This window comes from Stenotrophomonas sp. YJH_SMC_110 (assembly GCF_059369255.1).
Map to the genome: position 1 here is coordinate 374,923 of NZ_JCAFSM010000003.1, position 24,067 is coordinate 398,989.

General features: G+C 67.2%; 24 protein-coding genes and 4 tRNA genes. 16 read left to right on the plus strand and 12 right to left on the minus strand.

All coding sequences use genetic code 11. The features are described from left to right. Positions 1 to 12 precede the first annotated feature (12 nt). Positions 13 to 1,929, plus strand: a complete 1,917-nt coding sequence (edd, locus tag AC5P6H_RS08895; protein WP_032958604.1) for a phosphogluconate dehydratase — start codon at positions 13 to 15, stop codon at positions 1,927 to 1,929. 116 nt (positions 1,930 to 2,045) lie between these two features. Beyond that, positions 2,046 to 2,705 carry a bifunctional 4-hydroxy-2-oxoglutarate aldolase/2-dehydro-3-deoxy-phosphogluconate aldolase gene (locus tag AC5P6H_RS08900; RefSeq protein ID WP_014646757.1) on the plus strand — a complete coding sequence of 220 codons (660 nt, stop codon included), beginning with the start codon at positions 2,046 to 2,048 and terminating at the stop codon, positions 2,703 to 2,705. Positions 2,706 to 3,039: 334 nt separating this feature from the next. Here the strand turns inward: AC5P6H_RS08900 and AC5P6H_RS08905 are convergent, their stop codons facing one another. From AC5P6H_RS08905 to ispG, 3 genes are all read right to left on the minus strand, one after another. Then, positions 3,040 to 3,687, minus strand: a complete 648-nt coding sequence (locus AC5P6H_RS08905) for a response regulator (protein WP_005416124.1) — start codon at positions 3,685 to 3,687, stop codon at positions 3,040 to 3,042. Positions 3,688 to 3,888: 201 nt separating this feature from the next. Beyond that, entirely contained in the window at positions 3,889 to 4,638 is a 750-nt protein-coding gene (locus AC5P6H_RS08910; RefSeq protein WP_262224889.1) for a phosphatase PAP2 family protein, read from the minus strand. After that, entirely contained in the window at positions 4,619 to 5,884 is a 1,266-nt protein-coding gene (gene ispG / locus AC5P6H_RS08915) for a flavodoxin-dependent (E)-4-hydroxy-3-methylbut-2-enyl-diphosphate synthase (protein WP_041863307.1), read from the minus strand. Before ispG ends, AC5P6H_RS08910 begins: the two co-directional genes overlap by 20 nt. Positions 5,885 to 5,998: 114 nt before the next feature. Here ispG and AC5P6H_RS08920 point away from each other — a divergent pair, with 114 nt between their 5' ends. Together AC5P6H_RS08920 and AC5P6H_RS08925 are read left to right on the plus strand one after the other, a co-directional pair. Then, a complete protein-coding gene (locus AC5P6H_RS08920; RefSeq protein ID WP_032960817.1) occupies positions 5,999 to 7,225 on the plus strand; it encodes an ATP-binding protein in 1,227 nt (408 codons plus the stop codon). Then, entirely contained in the window at positions 7,222 to 7,791 is a 570-nt protein-coding gene (locus AC5P6H_RS08925; RefSeq protein WP_241886683.1) for a response regulator transcription factor, read from the plus strand. The genes AC5P6H_RS08920 and AC5P6H_RS08925 overlap by 4 nt, the downstream gene beginning before the upstream one ends. 124 nt (positions 7,792 to 7,915) lie before the next feature. On the opposite strand, the gene pgi is transcribed toward AC5P6H_RS08925, so the two are convergent. The 6 genes from pgi to pcnB all read right to left on the minus strand — a co-directional run bounded on the left by pgi (position 7,916) and on the right by pcnB (position 13,523). After that, positions 7,916 to 9,430 carry a glucose-6-phosphate isomerase gene (gene pgi / locus AC5P6H_RS08930; RefSeq protein ID WP_049442316.1) on the minus strand — a complete coding sequence of 505 codons (1,515 nt, stop codon included), beginning with the start codon at positions 9,428 to 9,430 and terminating at the stop codon, positions 7,916 to 7,918. Beyond that, entirely contained in the window at positions 9,427 to 9,807 is a 381-nt protein-coding gene (gene panD / locus AC5P6H_RS08935; protein ID WP_014646751.1) for an aspartate 1-decarboxylase, read from the minus strand. The genes pgi and panD overlap by 4 nt, the downstream gene beginning before the upstream one ends. 161 nt (positions 9,808 to 9,968) lie before the next feature. Beyond that, positions 9,969 to 10,808, minus strand: coding sequence for a pantoate--beta-alanine ligase (gene panC, locus AC5P6H_RS08940; protein WP_014646750.1), 840 nt, complete (start codon positions 10,806 to 10,808; stop codon positions 9,969 to 9,971). Further along, positions 10,805 to 11,620, minus strand: a complete 816-nt coding sequence (gene panB / locus AC5P6H_RS08945) for a 3-methyl-2-oxobutanoate hydroxymethyltransferase (RefSeq protein WP_014646749.1) — start codon at positions 11,618 to 11,620, stop codon at positions 10,805 to 10,807. Before panB ends, panC begins: the two co-directional genes overlap by 4 nt. 34 nt (positions 11,621 to 11,654) lie before the next feature. Next, a complete protein-coding gene (gene folK, locus AC5P6H_RS08950) occupies positions 11,655 to 12,140 on the minus strand; it encodes a 2-amino-4-hydroxy-6-hydroxymethyldihydropteridine diphosphokinase (RefSeq protein ID WP_495202534.1) in 486 nt (161 codons plus the stop codon). 3 nt (positions 12,141 to 12,143) lie between these two features. Further along, positions 12,144 to 13,523 carry a polynucleotide adenylyltransferase PcnB gene (gene pcnB, locus AC5P6H_RS08955; protein WP_032960826.1) on the minus strand — a complete coding sequence of 460 codons (1,380 nt, stop codon included), beginning with the start codon at positions 13,521 to 13,523 and terminating at the stop codon, positions 12,144 to 12,146. A gap of 52 nt (positions 13,524 to 13,575) precedes the next feature. On the opposite strand from pcnB, the gene AC5P6H_RS08960 reads away from it, so the two are divergent. Next, positions 13,576 to 13,650 (plus strand) — tRNA-Glu (locus AC5P6H_RS08960). A gap of 371 nt (positions 13,651 to 14,021) precedes the next feature. Here the strand turns inward: AC5P6H_RS08960 and AC5P6H_RS08965 are convergent. Next, positions 14,022 to 15,446, minus strand: a complete 1,425-nt coding sequence (locus AC5P6H_RS08965; RefSeq protein ID WP_075077236.1) for a sugar porter family MFS transporter — start codon at positions 15,444 to 15,446, stop codon at positions 14,022 to 14,024. Positions 15,447 to 15,626: 180 nt separating this feature from the next. Here AC5P6H_RS08965 and fdxA point away from each other — a divergent pair, with 180 nt between their 5' ends. After that, positions 15,627 to 15,950, plus strand: a complete 324-nt coding sequence (gene fdxA / locus AC5P6H_RS08970; protein WP_005409054.1) for a ferredoxin FdxA — start codon at positions 15,627 to 15,629, stop codon at positions 15,948 to 15,950. A 187-nt stretch (positions 15,951 to 16,137) separates the two neighbouring features. Here fdxA and AC5P6H_RS08975 read toward each other — a convergent pair whose 3' ends face one another. Together AC5P6H_RS08975 and dapA are read right to left on the minus strand one after the other, a co-directional pair. After that, complete coding sequence (locus AC5P6H_RS08975) at positions 16,138 to 16,653, minus strand: hypothetical protein (RefSeq protein ID WP_495202535.1); 516 nt, start codon at positions 16,651 to 16,653, stop codon at positions 16,138 to 16,140. Between the two features lie 32 nt (positions 16,654 to 16,685). Then, entirely contained in the window at positions 16,686 to 17,579 is an 894-nt protein-coding gene (gene dapA / locus AC5P6H_RS08980; RefSeq protein WP_014646744.1) for a 4-hydroxy-tetrahydrodipicolinate synthase, read from the minus strand. A 163-nt stretch (positions 17,580 to 17,742) separates the two neighbouring features. On the opposite strand from dapA, the gene AC5P6H_RS08985 reads away from it, so the two are divergent. The 10 genes from AC5P6H_RS08985 to AC5P6H_RS09030 all read left to right on the plus strand — a co-directional run bounded on the left by AC5P6H_RS08985 (position 17,743) and on the right by AC5P6H_RS09030 (position 23,696). Then, a complete protein-coding gene (locus AC5P6H_RS08985) occupies positions 17,743 to 18,303 on the plus strand; it encodes a glycine cleavage system transcriptional repressor (RefSeq protein ID WP_005409051.1) in 561 nt (186 codons plus the stop codon). 91 nt (positions 18,304 to 18,394) lie between these two features. Further along, complete coding sequence (locus tag AC5P6H_RS08990) at positions 18,395 to 18,874, plus strand: peroxiredoxin (protein ID WP_197575257.1); 480 nt, start codon at positions 18,395 to 18,397, stop codon at positions 18,872 to 18,874. Positions 18,875 to 18,958: 84 nt separating this feature from the next. Continuing rightward, on the plus strand, positions 18,959 to 20,359 hold the full coding sequence (locus AC5P6H_RS08995) for a PhoH family protein (RefSeq protein WP_014646742.1): 1,401 nt from the start codon (positions 18,959 to 18,961) through the stop codon (positions 20,357 to 20,359). After that, complete coding sequence (locus AC5P6H_RS09000; protein ID WP_014646741.1) at positions 20,356 to 20,862, plus strand: hypothetical protein; 507 nt, start codon at positions 20,356 to 20,358, stop codon at positions 20,860 to 20,862. The genes AC5P6H_RS08995 and AC5P6H_RS09000 overlap by 4 nt, the downstream gene beginning before the upstream one ends. Before the next feature lie 12 nt (positions 20,863 to 20,874). Further along, on the plus strand, positions 20,875 to 21,543 hold the full coding sequence (locus tag AC5P6H_RS09005; protein WP_495202536.1) for a YoaK family protein: 669 nt from the start codon (positions 20,875 to 20,877) through the stop codon (positions 21,541 to 21,543). 109 nt (positions 21,544 to 21,652) lie between these two features. Next, complete coding sequence (gene thiD, locus AC5P6H_RS09010) at positions 21,653 to 22,462, plus strand: bifunctional hydroxymethylpyrimidine kinase/phosphomethylpyrimidine kinase (protein ID WP_495202537.1); 810 nt, start codon at positions 21,653 to 21,655, stop codon at positions 22,460 to 22,462. Beyond that, positions 22,459 to 23,385, plus strand: a complete 927-nt coding sequence (locus AC5P6H_RS09015; protein ID WP_142234573.1) for an alpha/beta hydrolase family protein — start codon at positions 22,459 to 22,461, stop codon at positions 23,383 to 23,385. The genes thiD and AC5P6H_RS09015 overlap by 4 nt, the downstream gene beginning before the upstream one ends. Continuing rightward, positions 23,376 to 23,452 (plus strand) — tRNA-Arg (locus AC5P6H_RS09020). Before AC5P6H_RS09015 ends, AC5P6H_RS09020 begins: the two co-directional genes overlap by 10 nt. Positions 23,453 to 23,510: 58 nt before the next feature. Beyond that, positions 23,511 to 23,587: transfer RNA gene (locus AC5P6H_RS09025), tRNA-Arg, on the plus strand. 32 nt (positions 23,588 to 23,619) lie between these two features. Beyond that, positions 23,620 to 23,696: transfer RNA gene (locus AC5P6H_RS09030), tRNA-Arg, on the plus strand. Positions 23,697 to 24,067 lie beyond the last annotated feature (371 nt).

Sequence of the window (24,067 nt, forward strand, 5' to 3'; positions counted from 1 at the left end):
CGCCGGTAGCCAATGAGCCTCCATCCGCAACTGCAAGCCATCACTGAGCGTGTCATCCGCCGCAGCGCCGCCTCGCGTGCCGCCTACCTGGCCGCGATCGACGCCTCCCTGCGCGAAGGCCCGTTCCGCAGCCGCCTGAGCTGCGGCAACCTCGCCCATGGATTCGCCGCCTGTGGCGGTACCGACAAGAGCCGCCTGCGCGGCGGCGTGACGCCGAACCTGGGCATCATCACCGCCTACAACGACATGCTCTCGGCGCACCAGCCGTTCGAGACCTATCCCGAGCAGATCCGCGAGATCGCCCGCGAGCTGGGTGCCACCGCACAGGTGGCCGGCGGCGTGCCGGCGATGTGCGACGGCGTCACCCAGGGCCGCGGCGGCATGGAACTGTCGCTGTTCTCGCGCGATGTGATCGCCCAGGCCACTGCGATCGGCCTCAGCCATGACATGTTTGATACCACCGTCTACCTCGGCGTGTGCGACAAGATCGTGCCGGGCCTGCTGATCGGCGCGCTGGCCTTCGGCCACCTGCCGGCGGTGTTCGTGCCGGCCGGCCCGATGACCCCGGGCATCCCGAACAAGCAGAAGGCGGAAGTGCGCGAGCGCTATGCCGCCGGCGAAGCCACCCGCGAAGAGCTGCTGGAAGCCGAGTCCGCCTCGTACCACGGCGCCGGCACCTGCACCTTCTACGGCACCGCCAATTCCAACCAGGTGCTGCTGGAAGCGATGGGCGTGCAGCTGCCGGGCGCATCGTTCGTCAATCCGGGCACGCCGCTGCGCGACGCCCTCACCCGCGAAGCCACCGAACGTGCACTGGACATCACCGCGCTCGGCGACGACTTCCGCCCGCTGGGCCGGATCATCGATGAGCGCGCGATCATCAACGCGGTCATCGCGCTGATGGCCACCGGCGGTTCGACCAACCACACCATCCACTGGATCGCAGTGGCGCGTGCCGCCGGCATCGTGCTGACCTGGGACGACTTCGACGAACTGTCGCAGCTGATTCCGCTGCTGGCCCGCGTCTATCCGAACGGCGAGGCCGACGTGAACCGCTTCGCGGCCGCTGGCGGACCGGCCTTCGTGTTCGGCGAGCTGATCAGGGCGGGCCTGATGCACGGTGACCTGGTCAGCGTGGCGCGCGGCGGCATGGCCGACTACGCGCGCGAGCCGCAGCTGCGCGACGGCCAGCTGGTCTACCTGCCGGGCCTGCAACACAGCGCCGATGACGAAGTGGTGCGTGGCGTCGACAACCCGTTCGAGCACCAGGGCGGCCTGCGCCTGCTGCGCGGCAACCTGGGCAAGTCGCTGATCAAGCTGTCGGCGGTGAAGCCGCAGTACCGCACGATCGAAGCACCGGCCGTGGTTGTCGATGCGCCGCAGGTGCTGAACAAGCTGCATGCCGGCGGCCTACTGCCCGAGCACTTCGTGGCGGTGGTGCGTTACCAGGGCCCGCGTGCCAACGGCATGCCGGAACTGCATTCGCTGGCGCCGCTGCTGGGGCTGCTGCAGAACCAGGGCCGGCGCGTGGCACTGGTCACCGACGGCCGCCTGTCCGGCGCCTCGGGCAAGATTCCGGCGGCGATCCATGTGACGCCGGAAGCGGCGCGCGGTGGTCCGCTGGCCAAGGTCCGCGAGGGCGACATGATCCGCCTTGATGGCGAGGCCGGCACGCTGGAAGTGCTGGTGGACGCGGCCGAGTGGGCCGCGCGTCCGCTGGCCCCGAACACGGCGCCTGCCGCGCATGACCTGGGCCGCAACCTGTTCGCGATCAACCGACGCGTGGTGGGGCCGGCCGATCAGGGTGCGATTTCGATTTCGTGCGGGCCGGCGGCGGCCGATGGCGGGCCGTGGGAATACGACGCGGAGTACGAGCTGGGGCACGATGCCGCAGCGGCGGCGGCGCCGCATGAGGCAAAAGACGCCTGAAGCGAAAAGCCGCGGCAGGCTTCCCGGCCTGGGCAGTAGAGCGCCCTGGACAATTCCCGGCGCGTCATTTGCGCTGCGGCCACTGAATCAAGAAGAGCAAAGGCAAGGGCAAAAGCATGGGTATCGAACAACATCAGGTGAAGGCGGCGGAGCTGTTGCGTGCGGCGGGCATCCTGCCGGTGGTGACGATTCATACGCTGGACCAGGCGCGTGCGGTCAGTGCGGCGTTGCTGGAAGGTGGCCTGCCGGCGATCGAGTTGACGCTGCGTACGCCAGTGGCGATGGAAGCATTGGCGATGCTCAAGCGCGAGCTGCCGGACGTGGTGGTGGGCGCCGGCACGGTGCTGACCGTGGAGCAGATGCAGCAGTCGATCGATGCGGGCGCGGACTTCCTGGTGACCCCGGGTACGCCACCGGCGCTGGCCGATGCGCTGGCGGCGGCACCGCTGCCGGTAGTGCCGGGTGCGGCCACGCCGACCGAACTGCTGTCGCTGTATGCGCGCGGCTTCCGCGTGTGCAAGCTGTTCCCTGCCACCGCCGTGGGGGGGCTGGCGATGATCAAGGGTCTGGCCGGCCCGGTTGCCGACCTCAAGCTGTGCCCGACCGGCGGCATCACCGAAAACACCGCCGCCGAGTACCTCGAGCAGAAGAACGTGGTCTGCATCGGCGGTTCGTGGATGGTGCCGGGCAGCTGGATCGCCGACGGTCAGTGGGACAAGGTGCGCGCCAGCGCCGCCGACGCCGCGAAGATCATCAAGCGCGTACGCGGCCACTGAGCCCGACGCAGCTGTGGAGCCGAGCCCATGCTCGGCTCCAGCATCATCGGGGTCAGAGCCCTTTCCCACCGGGAAAGGGATCCGACCCCGGACGACGAGCGCGCACAGCGCGCGACCCGCTCCCGCCTTTCCCTTCTTCTTTCCGCGGTGGACGCGCACGGAACCTGTCCGTGGCCGGGCGGATGGGATGTGCAGGGGCGTGAGCCGCATGGATGCGGCGACCGAGCTTACATGGACGTACTTGCAGCGCCCCCTGCACAGCCCATCCGCCCGGCCAACCACCACAATCCAACCGCACTACCACCGAGAGGGGCTCAGCCGTTGGCCGAATCCCTTACAGCGGCCGTGCCGGATCCACCAGCCCGTACTGGCTGGCCATGCGCGCCAGCGCGATGTTGTCGTGGATCCCCATCTTCTCGAACAGCCGCGCCTTGTGCGTGTTCACTGTCTTCGCGCTCAGGCTCAGGCGCCGCGCGATGTCTTCCTGGCGCAGGCCCTGGGTCAGCAGCAACGCCACTTCCAGCTCGCGCGGCGACAGGCTGTCAAATGGAGAGCCGTTGCCTTCAACGGTCGACAAGGCCAGGTTCTGCGCGATGCTGGTGCCCAGGTAGCGACGGCCCATGGCCACATCGCGTACCGCACGCAGCAGCTCCTGTGCATCGCAGCCCTTGCCGATGTAGCCCGCAGCCCCGGCTTCCAGCAAACGCTTCGGCAGCGGCCCGTCTTCCAGCACCGACACGATCACCACGCGGGTGTTGCGATGGCTGCGGACGATGCGCTCGGTCACCTCCATGCCACTCACGCCGGGCAGGTGCAGGTCGCACAGCACCACGTCCGGCAGCAGCTGGCGGACGTCGCGCAGCGCATCTTCGCCGGTCTCGGCTTCGCCCACCACCTCGATGTCGGTCTCCCCCGACAGGATCATCTTCATCCCGGTGCGGACCAGTGCGTGGTCATCCACCAGGTAGACTCGAATCGTCATTCACGTACCTCTTCGAATGCGGCCATTGCAGGTCAAGCTAGGCAGGGCGCCGATACCCCTGCAAGCGCGTTCGAGATGCGACCCGGGCATTCTGCCTTGCGCATCACAGTACCGCGCGTTGTGCTTGCCCCCTGTCTTGCAGAACCTGCTGCAACGAAACAACTGATCTATTACGTAGACGCCCCGGAGGGGCCATCCACGTCAATCCCCCTGTGATGATGCTTCGCTGGCCGTCGCTGGCGGCGAATACTGACGTCGCCAAGGATGCCGGCGACTGAACATGACCAGATAGCACCCTACCACCCAAACCAGCGCGGCACACCATCCGGCCAGGATATCGGAGGGGTAATGCACGCCCAGATAGACCCGGGAGACGCTGACCAGCAGGCTGAACGCGGGCGCCAGCAGCAGCACCGGCCAGCGCCAGCGGGTGTTCCAGGCCAGCAGCACCAGGGTCACGGCCAGGGTCATCGAGCCCATCGCGTGGCCGCTGGGAAAGCTGAACGTCGATTCCGGCGCGATCGATTCCCACAGGCTGGGGCGCTGGCGCTGGAAGAAATGCTTGCTGCCCATGTTCAGCAGCGCCGAGCCGACGAAGCTGACCGCTACGAACGTGGCCTCACGCCAACGCCGGTAGCCCAGCAGCACGCCGATGATCAGCACGTCGGCGGGAATCAGGAACCATTCGTAGCCCAGCCTGGAAATGAGCACGAAGAAGCGGTCCAGCAGCGGTGAGTGCAGGCCATGCATCTGCCACAGCAGCGGCGCATCGAAATGGAACGATTCAAATTCGTGCACTTCGTCGGCCAGCGCGACGAAACCCGCCAACGGCAGCAGCACGCCACCGAACAGCAGCACCAGGCGCCAGGCATTGTGCGCCATCCAGTGGCGGAAACCGGAGGCGGACTCCGGCGCAGCGAGGATCGCAGGCTTATCCGGCGCTTCGGACATATTTGTGTTCGACGTAATCGTCGATCAGGGCGACGAACTCCTGGGCGATGTTCTCGCCACGCAGGGTCACCTTCTTCTCGCCATCGACGAACACGGGCGCGGCCGGGGTTTCACCGGTGCCCGGCAGGGAAATACCGATGTTGGCGTGCCGCGACTCACCCGGCCCATTGACGATGCAGCCCATCACCGCCAGGGTCATGTTCTCCGCACCCGGATGGTGGATCTTCCACAGCGGCATCTTCTCGCGCACGTGGTTCTGCACCACCTTGGCCAGTTCCTGGAAGAACTCGGAGGTGGTGCGGCCGCAGCCCGGACAAGCCGTGACCAGCGGCGTGAAGGCACGCTGGCCGGTGGTCTGCAGCAGTTCCTGGGCGACGATCACTTCCTGCGTGCGCGACTGGCCCGGTTCCGGGGTCAGCGAGATGCGGATGGTGTCACCGATGCCTTCCTGCAGCAGCACGCCCAACGCCGCCGACGAGGCGACGATGCCCTTGCTGCCGATACCGGCCTCGGTCAGGCCCAGGTGCAGGGCAAAATCGGAGCGCTGGGCCAGGTCGCGGTACACCGCGATCAGCTCCTGCACGCCACTGACCTTGGCCGACAGCACGATGCGATCGCGCGGCAGGCCGAGCTCCACCGCCTGCTCGGCCGAATCCAGCGCCGAACGGATCAGCGCCTCGCGCAGCACGCGACCGGCATCCCAGGGCTGCTCGCGCAGGTTGTTCTCGTCCATCAACTTCGCCGCCAGGGCCTGGTCCAGCGAGCCCCAGTTGGCACCGATGCGCACCGGCTTGTTGTAGCGGATCGCGAACTCGATCAACTGAGCGAACTGCAGATCCTTCTTCTTGCCGAAGCCGACGTTGCCCGGATTGATGCGGTACTTGGCCAGCGCTTCGGCACATGCCGGCTCGGCGGTCAGCAGCTGGTGGCCGTTGTAGTGGAAATCACCGATCAGCGGCACGTCGATGCCCATCATCGCCAGCTTGTCGACGATGCGCGGGATCGCCGCAGCGGCTTCCACGGTATTGACGGTCAAACGCACCATTTCCGAACCGGCCCGCCACAGCTCGGCCACCTGCTTCACGCTGGAGGCCACGTCGGACGTGTCGGTGTTGGTCATCGACTGCACCACGACCGGCTTGCCTCCGCCTACGGTGACCCCGCCGATCTGCACGGCATGGGTCTGGCGGCGGGGCCAGGAGGTGGCATCGGAGGGAGGAGTCGGGCGGGTGACGGCGTCGTGCATGGGCGCATTCTACCGCCCGCCCCCGCATTCCGGGTGACTCGCATTCAGCCGGTGGCACGGCTGCGGCCGATTGTCGCAGGCACAGCCGCCCGTGAACGCATACGATGAGCGTGAATGACCGGTCCCGACGCCCCGTTTCTCCGTACCCTGTGCAGCCTGCGCTGGCTTGCCGTAGGCGGCCAGGCCGCCACCATCCTGGTTGCCACCTGGGTGCTGGGCCTGCCGTTGCCGCAGCTGCCGCTATGGGCCGGCGTGGCGGTGCTGGCCCTGTTCAACATCTATACCCAGTTGCGTCCGGACGCGGCTGACACCGCACCGCTGACCGCGTTCGGCCACATCCTGGTGGACGTGATCATCCTGACCTGGATGGTCGGCTGGAGCGGCGGCATGGCCAACCCGTTCAGCTCGCTGTTCCTGATCCTGATCGCGCTGGCCGCGTTCGCCCTGCCCCTGCGCTGGGCATTGGCGGTCGCACTGGCCTGCCTGCTCGGCTACGCCGCCAGCGGCATCTTCGGCCAGCCATTGCCGGACGGTTATTTCCGCGCGCAGGACCTGAATCGCTGGGGCGTGGTCGCCAACTTCCTGATCTCCGCCGCGGTGGTACTGGCCTTCTCCACCCGGCTGGCGCTGGCCCTGCGGGAGCGCGAACTGGAACTGTCGGCACTGCGCGAGCGCTTCGCCCGCAACGAGGGCATCGTCGCGCTGGCCACCCATGCCGCCTCGGTGGCGCATGAACTGAACACGCCGCTGGCGACCATGACCCTGCTGGCCGACGATGTGGCCGAGCGCAGCGAAGAGCCGGAAGTGCGCGAGGACATGGAAACCCTGCGCGAGCTGCTGGTGCAGTGCCGGGAGCGCGTGCTGGCGCTGGCTGCTCCGGCCTCGGCCGACGCACCGGGCCGCAGCCATTCCAGCGCACAGCAGGTGCTTGAGCAATGGCGCCTGGTGCGGCCGACCATCGACCTGCACCGCAACGATGATGCGCCGCTGCGGCTGCCGCTGGACCCGGGCGTAGGCCATCTGCTGATGGTCCTGCTCAACAACGCCGCCGATGCCGGCGAGAAAGCCGGCCGGCCACGCGTGGACCTGGACCTGCGCATCGAAGGCGACGACCTGATCGGCGAAGTCCGCGACTACGGCCATGGCTTCGACGCCCGTGCCGCCGTGCTGCCGGGCAAGCTGTTCGGCAGCAGCAAGAGCGAGGGCATGGGCGTCGGCCTGGCCCTGTCCCATGCCACCATCGAACGCCTCGACGGCGAGATGTGGATGCGCCCGGCCCAGGGGGCCGGCAGCCGCGTCGGCTTCCGCCTGCCGCTGGCCCCACGCGAGGACACCCCATGACCCTTCACCATTCCACCCTGGGCCTGCTGGTCGACGACGACGAGCTGTACCTGCGTACCCTGCAACGCAGCCTGGCCCGCAAGGGGCTTGAAACGCAGACCGCACAGGATGCCGCCAGTGCGCTGGCGCTGGCCCGGCAGCATCCACCGGCCTTCGCGCTGATCGACCTGAAGCTGGGCAGCGATTCCGGCCTGGCACTGATCCAGCCGCTGCGCGCGCTGCGCGCGGACATGCGGATCCTGCTGGTGACCGGCTACGCCAGCATCGCCACCGCGGTGGAGGCGATCAAGCTGGGTGCGGATGATTACCTGCCGAAGCCGGCCACGGTGCCGATGATCCTGCGCGCCCTCGGCGAGGAAGACGACGGCCCGGCCGACGATGGCGAAATGGAAGTGCCCGATGCGATGACGCCGATCAGCCGCCTGCAGTGGGAACACATCCAGCAGGCGATGCACGAGACCGGCGGCAACGTGTCAGCGGCCGCGCGCCTTCTCGGCATGCACCGGCGCTCGCTGCAGCGCAAACTGGCCAAGCGGCCAAGCCCGGAGCGCGACCCGAGCCGGTGACGCGGTAGTGCCGGCCGGTGGCCGGCAACCCATCCGCTGCGGTAGTGCCGGCCGCTGGCCGGCAACCTCATGAACGATTGAAGCATCACCTGGATGCCGGCCAGCGGCCGGCACTACCAGAGCATCAGCGCTTCAGCTGCGCCAGGATCTCGCGGGTCATCGGATCGGCAACCGCCACATCCTCGCCCTGCAGCGCCGGCAGCAGGCCACTGGCCAGTTGCTTGCCGAGCTCGACACCGAACTGGTCGAACGCGTTGATGTTCCAGATCACCGACTGCACGTACACGGCGTGTTCGTACATGGCGATCAGCGCACCCAGTGCCTGCGGGGTCAGCGCGTCGAGCAGGATCAGCGTACTCGGCCGCCCGCCCGGGTAATCACGGTGCGGATCGTCGCTGCTCTGGCCATTGGCCAGCGCCTCGGTCTGTGCCAACAGGTTGGCCAGCAGGGCCTGGTGATTGATCGTGTAGGGATCATCGTTGTGCACACAGCCGATGAAGTCGGCCGGAACGACGCTGGTGCCCTGGTGCAGCGCCTGGAAGAAGCTGTGCTGCACATCGGTGCCTGCCCCACCCCACCACACCGGCACGGTGTCGGTGGTGACCGGCGCACCATCACGCTGCACGCGCTTGCCCAGGCTTTCCATCACCAGCTGCTGCAGGTAGGCCGGCAGCAGCGCCAGACGCTGGTCGTAGGTCATCACCGCATGCGTGGCATGGCCCAGCAGGTTGCGGTTCCAGATGTCGGTCAGGCCATGCAGCACCGGCAGGTTGCGCTCCAGCGGTGCATCCAGCGCATGCGCATCCATCTGTGCGGCGCCTTCCAGCAGCTGCTCAAAGCGCTCGAAGCCGATCGCCAACGCGATCGGGAAACCGACCGCCGACCACAGCGAATAGCGGCCACCCACCCAGTCCCACATCGGCAGTACGCGATCGGCGGCGATCGCGAAGGCCTTGGCGGCGCGATCCGGATTGGCGCTGACTGCATACAGGCGCTCGCTGCCGCCCAGCCAGTCGTGCAGGATCTGGCCGTTGAGCAGCGTTTCCTGCGTACCGAAGGTCTTGGAGATGAGGATGCCGGCGGTCTTGGCCGGATCCAGCGTGGCCAGCGTGCGCTGCATGGCGGCGCCGTCCACGTTCGAGACGAAATGCACGCGCAGGCGCGCACCGCTGACCGGACGCAGCGCGTCGGCGACCAGGCGCGGGCCAAGGTCGGAACCACCGATGCCGACGCTGACCACATCGGTCACGCCACTGTCTTCCAGCGCGCGCACCAGCACGCCCATGCGCTGGCGGATCGCGCGCGCGGTGGCATAGGCCTCGGCCGCCACCGGCGCATCGACCACATCGCCGCGCAGCGCGGTATGCAGCGCGGCGCGCCCTTCGGTCAGGTTGACCTGTTCGCCGCGGAACAGGCGCGTGATGGCACCACCGACATCACGCTCGGCAGCCAGCGCCAACAGCGCCTGCAACGCCGCGGCATCGTATTTCTGCCGGGCGAAATTGACGTACAACGGACCGACCCGCAGCGCCAGCTCCTGTACACGGCCGGGTTCGGCGGCGAGCAGGCTGGGAATGCTTGCGCCCTTCAGGCGCTGGGCGTGGGAATGCAGCGAGTCGAATCCGTTGTTCGTTGTCATGCGGCCTGGGTCGGGATCGTGTCGTTGGTGTGGGTGATCTGGTTGTTGCCATCAACGTACACCAGCTTCGGCCTGAAGCTGTCAGCTTCCTGCTCGGTCATGCTGGCGAACGCGGCGATGATGATGATGTCACCGACCTGCACGTGGCGCGCGGCGCCACCGTTGAGCGAGACAACGCCGCTGCCGGCTTCGGCGCGGATGGCATAGGTCGAGAAACGCGCACCATTGGTCACGTCCCAGATGTGCACCTGCTCGAACTCGCGGATGCCGGTGGCAGCCAGCAGGTTGTCATCGATGGCGATCGAGCCTTCGTAGTTCAGCTCGGAATGGGTGACGGTGGCGCGATGGATCTTGGTCTTGAGCAGGGACAGGTGCATGGGGGCGCTGCAACGGCAAAGGAAAGAGCGGATTCTAGCACCCGCGCAGCGCGGGGCATCACGGCCGGCAACCTGTTCAGGTAGGCGGTGAAACCGGGGTCAGAACCCTTTTCCCCTGGAAAAGGGATCTGACCCCATGCATCGCGCGGCGCCGCCGGAACTCAGAACTCCAGGTTGTCGATCAACCGGGTGGTTCCCAGGCGCGCGGCAATCAGCGCCACGCGGCCACCGCCGTCGAAGGTCGGCTCGGCCAGCTCCGGGGTGCGCAGCACCGCGTAGTCGACCTGGAACCCGGCTGCCTGCAATGCGGCCGTGGCGTCGGCTTCGATGCGATCACGTGCCTGCCCCGCCACGTAGCCCTCGCGCATGCCCAGCAGGGTGCGGTGGATGGTGGTCGCGACCGGGCGCTGTTCGTCGCTCAGGTACTGGTTGCGCGAACTCTTGGCCAGGCCATCCTCGTCGCGCACGATCTCAGCACCGACGATCTGGATCGGGAACGACAGCTCGGCCACCATCTGCCTGATCACGGCAAGCTGCTGGTAGTCCTTGCGGCCGAACACGGCCACGTCCGGCTGCACCTGCAGGAACAGGCGCGCCACCACCGTGCAGACGCCATCGAAGTGCCCCGGGCGGCTGGCGCCCTCCAGCACTTCACTGACACCCGGCGCGTGCATGCGCGTGGTCCTGTCCACGCCCAGCGGATACATCGTCTCCACGCTGGGCAGCCACACGGCATCGCAGCCGACCTGCTCCAGCCCGGCCACGTCGGCCTCGGGCGTGCGCGGGTAGCGACTGAAATCCTCGTTGGGGCCGAACTGGGTCGGATTGACGAAGATGCTCGCCACCACCTTGTCGGCGTACTGGCGGGCCAGGGTCACCAGCGAATGGTGCCCCCCATGCAGGTTGCCCATGGTCGGCACCAGCGCCACGCGCAGGCCCTCACGCTTCCACTGGGCGATCTGCTCGCGCAACGCGCCGAGCTCGTTGAAGGTCTGGATCATTGGGCGTAGGCGTGCTGTTCGTCGGGGAAGCTGCCGTCGCGCACCGCGTCGGCAAAGGCGCGGGTGGCACCGGCCACCGAGCCACCTTCGGCAAGGAAATCCTTGACGAACTTGGGACGGCGATGGCCACTGTCCAGGCCGAGGAAATCGTGCAGCACCAGCACCTGGCCATCGCACTGCGGGCCCGCGCCAATGCCGATGGTCGGCACATCCACCGCAGCGGTCACTTCGGCAGCGACCGGAGTCGGCACGCATTCAAGCACCATGATGCTGGCGCCTGCGGCGGCCACGGCCCTGGCGTCCTCCACCAGCTGGCGCGCAGCATCGCCGCGGCCCTGGATCTTGAAGCCGCCCAGTCGCAGCACCGACTGCGGGGTCAGGCCGAGGTGCGCGCAGACCGGAATCTCGCGCTCGACCAGGTAGCGGATGATGTCGACCTTGAAGCCGGCACCTTCGATCTTGACCATCTCGGCACCGGCCTGCAGCAGCTGCAGCGAGGCATCCAGCGCGCGTTCCGGGGTGGCATCGGCGCCGAACGGCAGGTCGGCCACCAGCAGCGCACGCTGCAGCACGCGGGCCACGGCCCGGGTGTGGTAGACCATGTCGGCCACGGTCACCGGCAGGGTCGAATCATGACCCTGCACGACCATGCCCAGCGAATCGCCGATCAGGATCAGGTCGACGCCGTTGGCATCGAAGGTGCGGGCGAAGCCGGCGTCGTAGGCGGTCAACATGACCAGCTTCTGGCCATTGCGCTTGGCCTCGGCCAGGGCGGGAACGGTCCAGGGCTTGCTGTCTGCGTGGGTGCTCATGTGCTGATAACCGGGGGAGATAACCCGGGCATTATCACCCTATCGGCGCGATCCCGCAGGCATCGACCCGCATCACTGCATCCTGCACGCGTCCATGGCCAGGAATTGTAAGTTCCGGCGCGATTTCGGCCAGCGGCACCAGCACGAAGGCACGCTCGTGCAGGTACGGATGCGGCACCTTCAGCCCAGGCTGGTCGAGCGCTTGCGCGCCATACAGCAGCAGGTCCAGGTCCAGCGCGCGCGGGCCCCAGTGCACTGCCGGATCACGCGTGCGACCGAAGCGCTGCTCCAGCGCCAGCATGGCCTGCAGCAGCTCATCGGCCGGCAAGGTGGTTTCGACCGAGGCCACCGCATTGACGAACGGCGGCTGGTCTTCATTGCCCCAGGCCGGCGTTGCGTAAAGCCGCGAGGCCTGGCGCAGCCGGGTCCCGGGCAGGCCGTCCAGCGAGGCAATCGCCGCGCCGACGGTGGCGGCCGCGTCGCCGAGGTTGGCGCCGAGGCCGATCCAGGCGAGGGTCATCGCTTACTCGCCCGCTGCACCGGCCGCGGCACCCGGACGACGGCGGCGACGGCGGCGCTTGCGCGGCGCTCCGCTCTCGTCATCGCCATCTTCGCTGTGCATCGCATCCAGCGACGACTCCAGCTCACGACCGGACTGCGCCTGCGCTTCGCGCCAGAACTCGACATCGGCGGCGTGCTCGGACGACGCCACCTGGCGCAGGCTGAGGAAATCGAACGCGGCACGGAAGCGCGGATGGGTCAGGGTGCGGAACACGCGCTTGCGCTGGCGCGAGCTGAAGCGCGACTGCAGCAGCCAGATTTCCTGCATCGGCAGCGAGAAGCGGCGCGGCAGCGCGATGGTGCTCAACTGCTGCACGGTGACGCGGTCGGCGGCGCGGCGCTGCGCCTCTTCCGGTGCCACGCCCTGCTTGAGCAGGGTCGCCTGTGCACGGCAGAACGCCGGCCACAGCAGCAGCGCGAACAGGAACGCCGGCGAGACCGGTTCGTCGTTGGCCACCCGCGCATCGGTATTGGCCAGGCCCTCGACCAGCATGCGGCGCAGCGCGCCGGTGCGGTTGGCTTTCAGCGCCTTGGCGCTTTCCGGGAACAGCACGTCGAGCAGGCCGTAACGCTCAAGGCCTTCGAAGCTGGCCACGCCGTGTCCGGACAGGAACAGCTTGAGCACTTCCTCGAACAGGCGCGCTGGCGCGGCTTCGTTGAGCAGGCCGGCCAGGTGCGGGATCGGCGCGGCAGTACCCTCTTCGATCTGGAAGCCGAGCTTGGCCGCCAGGCGCACCGCTCGCAGCATGCGTACCGGGTCTTCCTGGTAGCGCTGCACCGGGTCGCCGATCAGCTTCATCAGGCGCGCCTGCACGTCCTCGAAACCACCGGTGTAGTCGCGCACCGAGAAGTCCTCGATGGCGTAGTACAGGGCGTTGCAGGTGAAGTCGCGGCGGATGGCGTCGTCTTCGATGGTGCCGTACACGTTGTCGCGCACGAGCATGCCGTTTTCCATCTCGCGGTCGCCGCTGCCGTCATCGCTGTTGGCACGGAAGGTGGCGACTTCGATGATTTCGCGACCGAACACTACGTGGGCGAGGCGGAACCGGCGGCCGATCAGGCGGCAGTTGCGGAACAGCTGCTTGACCTGCTCGGGCGTGGCGTCGGTGGCCACGTCGAAATCCTTGGGTTGGCCATTGACCAGCAGATCGCGCACCGCGCCGCCGACAAGGTAGGCGCCGAAGCCGGCATCGCGCAGGCGGTAAAGCACGCGCAGGGCGTTCGGGCTGATGTCCTTGCGGGAGATCGTGTGCTGGTCGCGCGGGATGACGCGCAGGCTGAACGGTGATGTAGCAGAGGAAATGATGTTGGCGCTTCCGGTTGAAGTTTCGGGATTGCCCAATGGCATCGAGGTGCATATACTAGCGCTCCTGCCTCGGCAGCGACACAGTTACGCTCCCTTCGTCTAGTGGTTAGGACGTGGCCCTCTCAAGGCTAAAACAGGGGTTCGAGTCCCCTAGGGAGCGCCAGTCGCCGCAGCAGGAACCGAAAAAGCCCGCCTTGTGCGGGCTTTTCTGTTTTCCGGGATTGCAGTGATTGCGGTCGGGTTGGTCGCTTTGGCGCCTCCCTGCAATCGGCTCGAGCCGGTGGGGTCACCCAGGGCAGGACACGCCGTGAACCCATCCATGGGGGCTCGATGGCGCCATCCTTGGCGCCAACGGTCCTGCCCTGGGTGACCCCACCGACTCTGGACGGTTTCCCGCCAGCTGCGGCAACAACCGACCAGCGCTTCGCCGCATCCGCACGCACCATGAAACTGTCAGGAGGGGGCCAGATCAGCCTGCCCCCTCACACTCTGGACAAGCAGGCGCCAACGGAACGCAACCGAAGCCAGTCGCCGTCAGCCTTCCATCTGCTCCAGCTCCTTGCCCTTGGTCTCGCGTACGTAGCGGACCACGAAGACGATCGAGAGGATCGCCGCGACCGCGTAGATGCCATAGGCGCCGGCCAGGCCGATGCCGGCCAGCAGCATCGGGAAGGTCACGGTGATCGCGAAGTTCGAGGTCCATTGCGCCGCACCCGCCACCGCCAGCGCCGGGCCGCGGATCTGGTTGGGGAACATCTCGCCCAGCATCACCCACATCACCGGGCCCCAGGACATGTTGAAGAACACCACGTAGACGTTGGCGGCGACCAGCGCCAGCCGTCCCATGCCATCGGACAGCTGCAGGCGCCCGCCGGCCAGGCTGCCGCTGGCAAACGCCACCACCATCAGCACCAGCGCCACCGACATGCCGACCGAGCCGACCCACAGCAGCGGCTTGCGCCCGATGCGGTCGATCAGCAGCACGGTGAGCAGGCAGGCGCCGATGCTCAGCGCGCCGGACAGCACATTGATCAGCAGTGCGTCGCTTTCAGAGAAACCCACCGCCTGCCACAGCACCGCGCCGTAGTAGAACACCACGTTGATGCCGACCAGCTGCTGGAACATGGCCAGGCCGATGCCCACCCAGAGGATCGGGCGCAGCCTGCCGGTAGCCCTGCTGCGCAGGTCGCCGAAGCGCGGCTTGTGCTGGTCCTGTGCCAGGCTGGCTTCGATCTCGGCCTGCTTGGCCCGGGCAGCGGCCTCGCCGTACAGTCGCGACAACACCGCCCTCGCCTGCCCCTGGCGGCCCTTCAGCACCAGGAAGCGCGGGCTTTCCGGAATCACCAGCAGCAACAGCAGGAACAGCGCGGAGGGCAGCGCCTGCATCCAGAACATCCAGCGCCACGCCTCATGGCCCAGCCACAGCGGCTCGGTCGAGGCGCCGGCGGCGCGGGCCAGCAGGTAATTGCTGAGGAAAGCCGCGAACAAACCGCAGATGATGGCCATCTGCTGCACCGTGGCCAGCCGACCGCGATAGCGCGCTGAGGCGACTTCGGCGATGTAGGCCGGTGACATCACGCTGGCCGCCCCCACCGCAAAGCCGCCCAGCACGCGGGCCGCGATGAACAGCCAGGACGCGTGGGCCGCCCCGGCGCCCAGCGCCGAGACCAGGAACATCAGCGCGGACACGATCAGGACACCACGGCGCCCCAGGCGGTCGCCCAACCAACCGGCCAGGAAGGCACCGATCGCGCAGCCCAGCAGCATCGAGGCAACTTCGAAACCCAGCGCCGCCTCGCTGGAGTTGAAGGCCTGGCGCAGGCCATCGACCGTGCCGTTGATGACACCACTGTCGAAGCCGAACAGGAAGCCACCAAGCGTGGCCACGCAACTGATCAGGACGATGAACGCCGTGTTTTCACCACCGTGGGAGGCGGTGCGGGACGGGGCCTGGGACATGGACGATCCTGCTGGGAAGGGAGCCCGGCCACCAGGACCGGTTGTCGCGCAGCCTCGCACACGCCCTGCCGTGCCGCCAATGGCCGCGCCTGCCAGACGCCCGTTTTCCGTCCCATCCCGACACCGGGGGCCAACCTGTTCTAGAATTGGCGGGTTCAGGAATCGATCCACCCCCAGCCCATGCCCTTTGTCGTCACCGAAAACTGCATCAAGTGCAAACACACCGATTGCGTGGAAGTGTGCCCCGTGGATTGCTTCCACGAAGGCCCGAACTTCCTGGTGATCGACCCGGATGAGTGCATCGACTGCACCCTCTGCGAGCCGGAGTGCCCGGTCAACGCGATTTTCCCCGAGGACGACGTCCCCGCCGGCCAGGAAGGCTTCGTTGCCCTCAACGCCGAGCTGGCGAAGGAGTGGCCGGTGCTGACCGTGCGCAAGGACCCGCCCGCCGACGCCGGCGAATGGGACGGCAAGCCGGACAAGCTGAAGCTGCTGGAGCGCTGAGAAGCGCCCGCGGCGGCAACAGAAAAGGGCGCCCATGGCGCCCTTTTCTGTTCTCGGTAGGTGCCAACCTTGGTTGGCACAAAAGCGCCGACCAAGGTCGGCCTCTACCAAGGGACGTCTTCCGGTAGGTGCCAACCTTGGTTGGCACGGAAGCGCCGACCAAGGTCGGCCTCCACCAGGGCGGCCCTTACTGAGCCAGCTTCGCCTTCAGCGCGGCGATCAGCTTCACCGGCGCTTCGGCGGTGGCCGGCAGGCCACGCGGGTCGACCGCGGAGATGTAGGCACCTGCATCAACCGCCACCACGCGGATCAGGAAGTTGCTGCCTTCGTAGGCCACGTCGTACGAGCCCAGCAGCTGCGCGCGGCTGGCAATGGTCACGCCTTCCACGCCTTCCAGTGCGGTACCGACCTTGGCGAAGGCTTCATCCTTGCCACCGGCAATGGTGAAACCGGTGTTGCCCACCGCCGGGGCTGCGGCGACCGGCGCCGCCGGCTTGGTGGCCGAGGCCAGTGTCGGCACCTTGTTGTCGGTGGTGGCGTTGGGCAGGTTCAGGTCCGGCGGTACTTCCAGCGGGCGCATTTCCGGGGCCAGGGCGTAGTCGCCCTTGACGCCACGCTTGAAGCAGCCGGTGGTGCCGGCCGCAACAGCTACAGCAAGCAGGGCGTAGGACAGCACGCGGACAGTGGAAACGGATTGACGCATGTGAATCTCCTGGGTCAGACCAAGACGGAAGGTCAGTGGCTGGAAAGGGCTTCGAGGGCGGCGATGTCGCCGGCAAGGTGGTCGGCCGCGGGATGATGTGCTGCCGACAGCGGCAGCAGCGGCAGGCGCAGGTCATGGCCGATGCCGATGCGGCGCAGCAGCGCCTTGACCGGGATCGGGTTGGGTTCGACGCCACAGAAATCATGGAAGGGATGCAGGCGCGCGTCCCACGACTCGGTGGCTTCGTGGTCGTGCGCGGCAGCCAGCTCGCACATCCGGCGATACGCGCCCGGAAGCACGTTGGAACCGACCGAGATCAGGCCATCGATGCCGGCCCGGATCGAACGCGCGGCGGTGCCGTCGTCGCCACTGAGCACGGCGAACTTCGGGCTGCGCAGCGCCAGCAGCGCCTGCACCCGGCCGGTGTCACCCACCGCTTCCTTGATGCCGACGATATTGGGGTGGCTGGCCAGTTCGGCCACGGTCTCCGGCTGCATGTCGCAGCCGGTACGGCCGGGCACGTTGTACAGCACGACCGGCAGCCCGCCCTGGTCGGCCACCGCGCGATAGTGCGCGATCAGGCCAGCCTGGGTCGGCCGCACGTACGGCGGGGTGACCACCAGTGCGTGGCTGGCGCCAAGGGCGGCGGCACGGCGGGTCTGTTCGATGGTCTTGGCGGTGCCCGACAGGCCGGTGCCGGCCATGACCGGGATGCGGCCGCCGATGCGTTCGACGGCGCTGGCCAGCAGCTGGTCGTACTCGGCATCGGTCAGGGTCGCCGCTTCGCCGGTCGAGCCAGCCACGACAACGCCATGGACGCCACCCTCCAGTTGCAGGTGCAGCAGGCGCTGCCAACCATCGGGATCGAGGGCGCCGTCGGCCCGGAACGGGGTCGCCAGCGCGGTGATGAGGCCGGAAAGGGACAAGGACGTGCTGCTCTTGGCTGGGAAGGGAAACGCCCGCCACGAAAGGCTGGGGGCGGCCTGAATGTTACTTGCGGCGCGAAAGCACGGGCAAGTATGCTGGACACCGGTGGATCCCCGCCTCTGGCGGGCATTCAGACTCACGCATGCATTACCCGGAATCGCCTTGACCGACACCACCCCGCGCCCCGCGCCGAGCGAAAACCACCTCCTGATCAACGCCTATACGACGCATCCGGAGTCCCCCCTGCTGTCCGTCACCCGCCGCATCGCCGACAGCGGCTGCAACCTGGTGGACGCACGCCTGGCCACGGTCGGCCGCGATGTCTCGGTCACCGCCCTGGCCACCGGCTCCTGGGACTCGGTGGCCAAGCTCGAGGCGATGCTGACCCGGCTGGAGCGCGAGGAGGGCCTGAAGCTGGTCTGGTACCGCACCGCCGCCAAGCAGGCGCAGTCCAACCTGCTGCCGTACATCGTCGAAGTGATCGCCGCCGACAAGCCGGGCATCCTGTTCCAGCTGGCCGACTTCTTCGACCGCCAGGGCATCACCATCGAGAACCTGCAGAGCACGCGCTACCGCGCCATGCAGACCGGTGCGGAAATGTTCAGTGCACAGGTCACCATCGGCGTGCCGGCCAACATGCACATCGCCGCGCTGCGCGACGATTTCCTTGAGTTCTGCGACCACCTGAACCTGGACGCGATCATGGACCCGATGAAGTTCTGAATGAATTCCTGATTTTTCGCGCGCCTCTCACGGGCGCGTGGCGTTTCATGCAATTGTCTTGGAAAGAACCCAGGCTCGACAGAAGGACCTCATGAACAACGGCGATACCCTGGACAGCACCACCCTCTCCCTGCCGCTGGCGCTGTCCGGTGGCGACCAGGCCACCCTCGGCGACTATACCGGCCAGTGGCTGGTGCTGTACTTCTACCCCAAGGACAGCACTCCCGGCTGCACCACCGAAGGTATCGACTTCAACGCGCTGCTGCCGAAGTTCAAGAAGGCCGGCGCGGTCGTGCTGGGCGTCTCGCGCGATTCGGTGAAGTCGCACGACAATTTCTGTGCCAGGCAGGGCTTCGGCTTCCCCCTGGTCAGCGATGGCGACGAAGCGCTGTGCAGCGCCTTCGACGTGATCAAGATGAAGAACATGTACGGCAAGCAGGTACGTGGCATCGAACGCAGCACCTTCCTGATTTCCCCCGACAGCCGCATCGTGCAGTCTTGGCGCAAGGTCAAGGTCGCCGGCCATGCCGATGCCGTTCTCGCCGAACTGAAGGCCTCCCAGTCCAAGTGAGTCCCACTGCCTACTGTGTCTGCCATCACCCTGCCCGGCAGCAGGCCGTGGTGGTTTTTCCCTGTCCGTAACCAGGAATCGACGATGACCCGAGGCAAGCGCATCTACGTGCTGGATACCAACGTGCTGATGCACGATCCGACCGCGCTGTTCAAATTCGAGGAGCACGACGTTTACCTGCCCATGCAGGTGATCGAGGAGCTGGACAACGGCAAGAAGGGCACCTCCGAAGCGAGCCGCAACGCCCGCCAGGTGAGCCGCTTCCTCAACGAGCTGGTGCAGGCCTCCGGCCTGGACAACCTGGCCGACGGCATTCCGCTGCAGCGCCCGAATGGGCTGCAGCTGCGCGGCAAGCAGAGCGCCGGCAAGCTGCGCTTCCAGACCAGCCATTTCGACGCTGGCAAGAGCTTCGGCAAGGTGATCCCGGACAACGCCATCCTCGGCGCGATCCTGGCCCTGAAGGAAGAAACCCCCGACCTGCCGGTGGTGTTCGTCTCCAAGGACATCAACCTGCGGATCAAGGCCGCCATCGCCGGCATCGTGTCCGAGGACTACGAGAACGACCGCGCGCTGGACGATTTCAGCCTGCTCTACACCGGCGCTACCGAGCTGCCGGAAGACTTCTGGAAGCGCCACGGCGACGACCTGCGCAGCTGGAGCGACAAGGGCCGTACCCATTACGAAATCCAGGCGCAGGACGGCGAGGAGTGGTACCCGAACCAGTACGTCTACCTGCCCGGCGAAGATGAAGTCGAGCTGCGCGTCAGCCGCGTGGTCGGTGACGGCAAGGTGGTGCTGTCGCTGGTCGATGATTTCCGCCACGGCAGCCACGCCGTGTGGGGCATCAGCGCACGCAACCGCGAGCAGAACTTCGCCCTCAACGCACTGATGGATCCGGAGATCGACTTCGTCACGCTGCTGGGTACCGCCGGCACCGGCAAGACCCTGCTGGCGCTGGCCGCCGGCCTGGCGCAGACGATGGACCAGCAGCGCTACCGCGAGATCATCATGACCCGCGCCACGGTCAGCGTCGGCGAGGACATCGGTTTCCTGCCCGGCACCGAAGAAGAGAAGATGACGCCGTGGATGGGCGCGCTGACCGACAACCTGGAAGTGCTCACGCACAACCAGGAAGGCGGCACGTGGGGGCGCCAGGCGACCAACGACCTGCTGGCCAGCCGCATCAAGATCCGCTCGATGAACTTCATGCGCGGCCGCACGTTCCTGTCGCGCTACCTGATCCTGGACGAGGCACAGAACCTCACCCCGAAGCAGATGAAGACGCTGATCACCCGCGCCGGCCCCGGCACCAAGATCGTCTGCCTGGGCAACGTCGAGCAGATCGACACCCCGTACCTGACCGAGACCACCTCGGGCCTGACCTACGCGGTGGATCGCTTCAAGAACTGGCCGCATAGTGCACACATCACCCTGCGCCGTGGCGAGCGTTCGCGCCTGGCCGATTACGCTTCGGAGGTGTTGTGAACCGCCGCACCCGCCTGCTGCTGCCCACGGCTGCAATCACCCTCGCAGCCGTGCTGGGCGCCTGCACCACTACGCGCGGCCCGGCCAGTGTGCCCACCGCCGAGCGCACCGGCCAGTCCTGGGTGGTCACCCGCCCGATCATCGCCGCGCAGGTGCTCGACACCTGCTCGCGGCCCAGCCCCGGCCGCGAGGCCGGGCGGGTCAGCGGCTACTGGGCACCCAGCCGGCAGCAGATCGACCAGTTGGAAGCGAACCTGTCTTCGCTGGAGGCCCAGGTGCCGAAGGTGCTCGACTTTGACCGGCAGTACGTCGGCATCGAAAGCGCAGGCCGACGCCTGATCTACATCAATGCCTTCCACCTGCCCGACGACAGCGGCATCAATCCGGCCCGCGAAGCGATCCGCGTCTGCGATGGCGGCGCGCAGTTCTGGGGCGCGGTGTTCGACCCGGCCAGCAACACCTTCAGCGAGCTGCAGTTCAACGGCGGCTTCGGCGGGCCCTGAGGGGCCCCGCCGATGGGAATACGCCTGCCCACCTGGGTCTGGATCGGCGCGGTCGCGCTCTCGTGCGTGGCCGGCATGGTCAACGTGGTCGGCTTCCTCGGTTTCGAGCACCAGGCGGTCAGCCACATGACCGGCAGTACCAGCCAGCTCGGCATGGCACTGGCCCAGGGTGACTGGCGCGCGGTCGGACACCTGTGGGGACTGCTGATCGCGTTCTCGCTGGGCGCAATGCTCAGCGGCCTGCTGATCCAGGACAGCACCCTGCAGCTGGGCCGACGCTACGGCGTGGCGCTGGCGCTGGAGTCAGCACTGTTGCTGGTAGCCATTCCGCTGTTCGAACGGCACCAGATATGGGGTGCACTGGCCGCTGCCATGGCCTGCGGCCTGCAGAATGCGATGGCCACCACCTTCAGCGGCGCGGTGGTGCGCACCACCCACCTCAGCGGCATGTTCACCGACCTCGGCATCGGCTTGGGCCACCTGCTGCGCGGGTTGCCACTGCAGGTACGGCGACTGACCCTCAGCGGCCTGATCATCAGCGGCTTCCTCGCCGGCGGCATCCTCGGCGCCTGGCTGTTCGTGCGCTGGCAGTACGACGCCCTGCTCGCCCCGGCCCTGCTGACCGGCCTGACCGGACTGGGTTATGTGCTGTACCAGCAGTGGGTGCGTTGGCGGCATTGAGGGCGGCGCTCCGGGGGGGTCAGATCCCTTTTCCTGCGGAAAAGGGATCTGACCCCATCTATCAGCGGCGACGCTACCTCCTTTACGGTGACCACGGCACAATCGCTGGATGAGCCCGACCACTCCCGTTTCCGCCCTCACCATCGCCGGCTCCGACTCCGGTGGTGGCGCCGGCATCCAGGCCGACCTGAAGGCCTTCGCCGCACACCGCGTGCATGGCCTTTCCGCGATTGCTGCACTGACCGCGCAGAACACCCGCGGCGTCATCGCCGTGCATGTGCCGCCGATCGATTTCCTGCGCGCGCAACTGGACGCCTGCTTCGACGACTTCGACATCCACGCGGCGAAGCTCGGCATGCTGGCCAACGCCGAGGTGATCAATGCCGTCGCCGATGCATTGGAGCGCCATCGCCCGCCACACGTGGTGCTGGACCCGGTGATGGTCGCCACCAGCGGCGCGCGCCTGCTGGAAGACAGCGCCCTGCAGGCGATGCGCGAGCGGCTGATCCCGCTGGCCACGCTGATCACCCCGAACACGCCGGAAGCAGAGCTGCTGGTCGGACGGAAGATCGGCAACGGCGATGACGCGGAGCGCGCCGCTTCCGCCCTGCTCGACCTGGGCGCCGGTGCGGTGCTGCTCAAAGGTGGCCATCTGCAGGAAGGCAACCGCGTGATCGACCGCTACTTCGACGGCGTCAGCAGCGAAGAATTCATCCATGCCCGCCTGCCGCTGGACGCACATGGCACCGGCTGCACGCTGGCCTCGGCCATCGCCGCGCAACTGTGCAACGGCTTGAGCCTGGCCAATGCCTGCGAAGCCGGTATCGACTACGTTGCACGCGGCCTGCAGCAGGGCTATGCCCCCGGCCGCAGCGAGGTGCTGGTGCTCGATCACTTCGGCGCGGCACCACACGCATGAGCCTCACACCGGACGTCCTCGCCGTGCAGTGCGCTGATGGCCATCGCTACGAAGTGATTGCCTGCGTGCCTGCACAGCCCATCGCGCGCCTGCTGTGGCTGCCGGCACTGGGCGTGGCCGCTCGCCACTACCTGCCGCTGGCGCAGGCGCTGGCGGCGAAGGGCGTGGCGGTGTACCTGCACGAGTGGCGCGGCAATGGCAGCAGCTCACTGCGGCCGTCGCGCACGCAGGACTGGGGCTATCGCGAGGTACTCGAACAGGATCTGCCCACCAGCCAGGCGGTCCTTGTCGCGGCGGATGACGAGGCCGGCGCGCTGCCCTGGATCATCGGTGGCCACAGCCTCGGCGGTCAGCTGGCCTGCGTGCATGCCGGCCGCAATCCGCAGCACTTCAACCGCTTGTGGTTGGCGGCCAGCGGCTCACCGTTCTGGCGCGGCTTCCCGCCACCGCGGGGCTGGCTGCTGCCACTGGTCTACCGCTTCCTGCCGTGGATCGCACAGCGCCAGGGCGTGCTGCATGGCCGGCGCCTCGGCTTCGGCGGCACCGAAGCGCGCGGACTGATCGCCGACTGGGCGCGCGTGGGCCTGAACAACCACTATGCCGCGGCCGGCATGGACGAAGACCTCGACGCACAGATGGCGCGCGTGCATGGCAGCGCGCAGGCGGTGTTGATGGAACACGACTGGTTGGCACCGACCGGATCGATGCAGACATTGCTGGCCAAGCTGCCGAATGTGGACGCGCAGCTGCGCGTGCTGTCGGCGCAGGAACTGGGCACGCGTGCGGATCATTTCGCCTGGTTGAAGGCCCCTGACGCTGTGGCGGACCGCTTTTTCATTCAGTTGGATGAAAATTTTCACAAAACTGTTGACGGTACGCGCCGACATCCGCATAATTCCGCTCCTGTCGCAGGGCGCCCGTAGCTCAGTTGGATAGAGTACCTGGCTACGAACCAGGCGGTCGGGAGTTCGAATCTCTCCGGGCGCACCACTCGACAGGTTTTCAGCATCCGCCGCTGGAAATGCAGTAAAATTTGATTGTGTACCGCGCGCCCGTAGCTCAGTTGGATAGAGTACCTGGCTACGAACCAGGCGGTCGGGAGTTCGAATCTCTCCGGGCGCACCATACACAGTCAGCACAACAAGTTTATGTAATTGGCGCCCGTAGCTCAGTTGGATAGAGTACCTGGCTACGAACCAGGCGGTCGGGAGTTCGAATCTCTCCGGGCGCACCATTACACCGAAACAGCAGGCCTCGGCCTGCTGTTTTTTTGTGCGTGTTTTTCGGCAGGGCTGCGCCCTGCCCCCCTGGTAGTGCCGGCCGCTGGCCGGCAACCTCAACGACAACAGCAGCAGCACGCATTCCGTGGGTTGGCGGGGCGGTGTCGGCGTGCGGGGACGCCGCAAGTACGTCCATGTAGCAACTGTGTTGATGGAGGGGCTTGGCCCCTCCATCAACACAGTTGCTACATGGCGATCGTCGAGATCCAGGCTTACACGGCGGCCCACGCCGGCTCTCGACACCTACGCTGCCAGATTCCGATCAGATAAGGCTTGGCAGCCGCATCCATGCGGCTGACACCCCGCACTCCGACACCGCCCCACC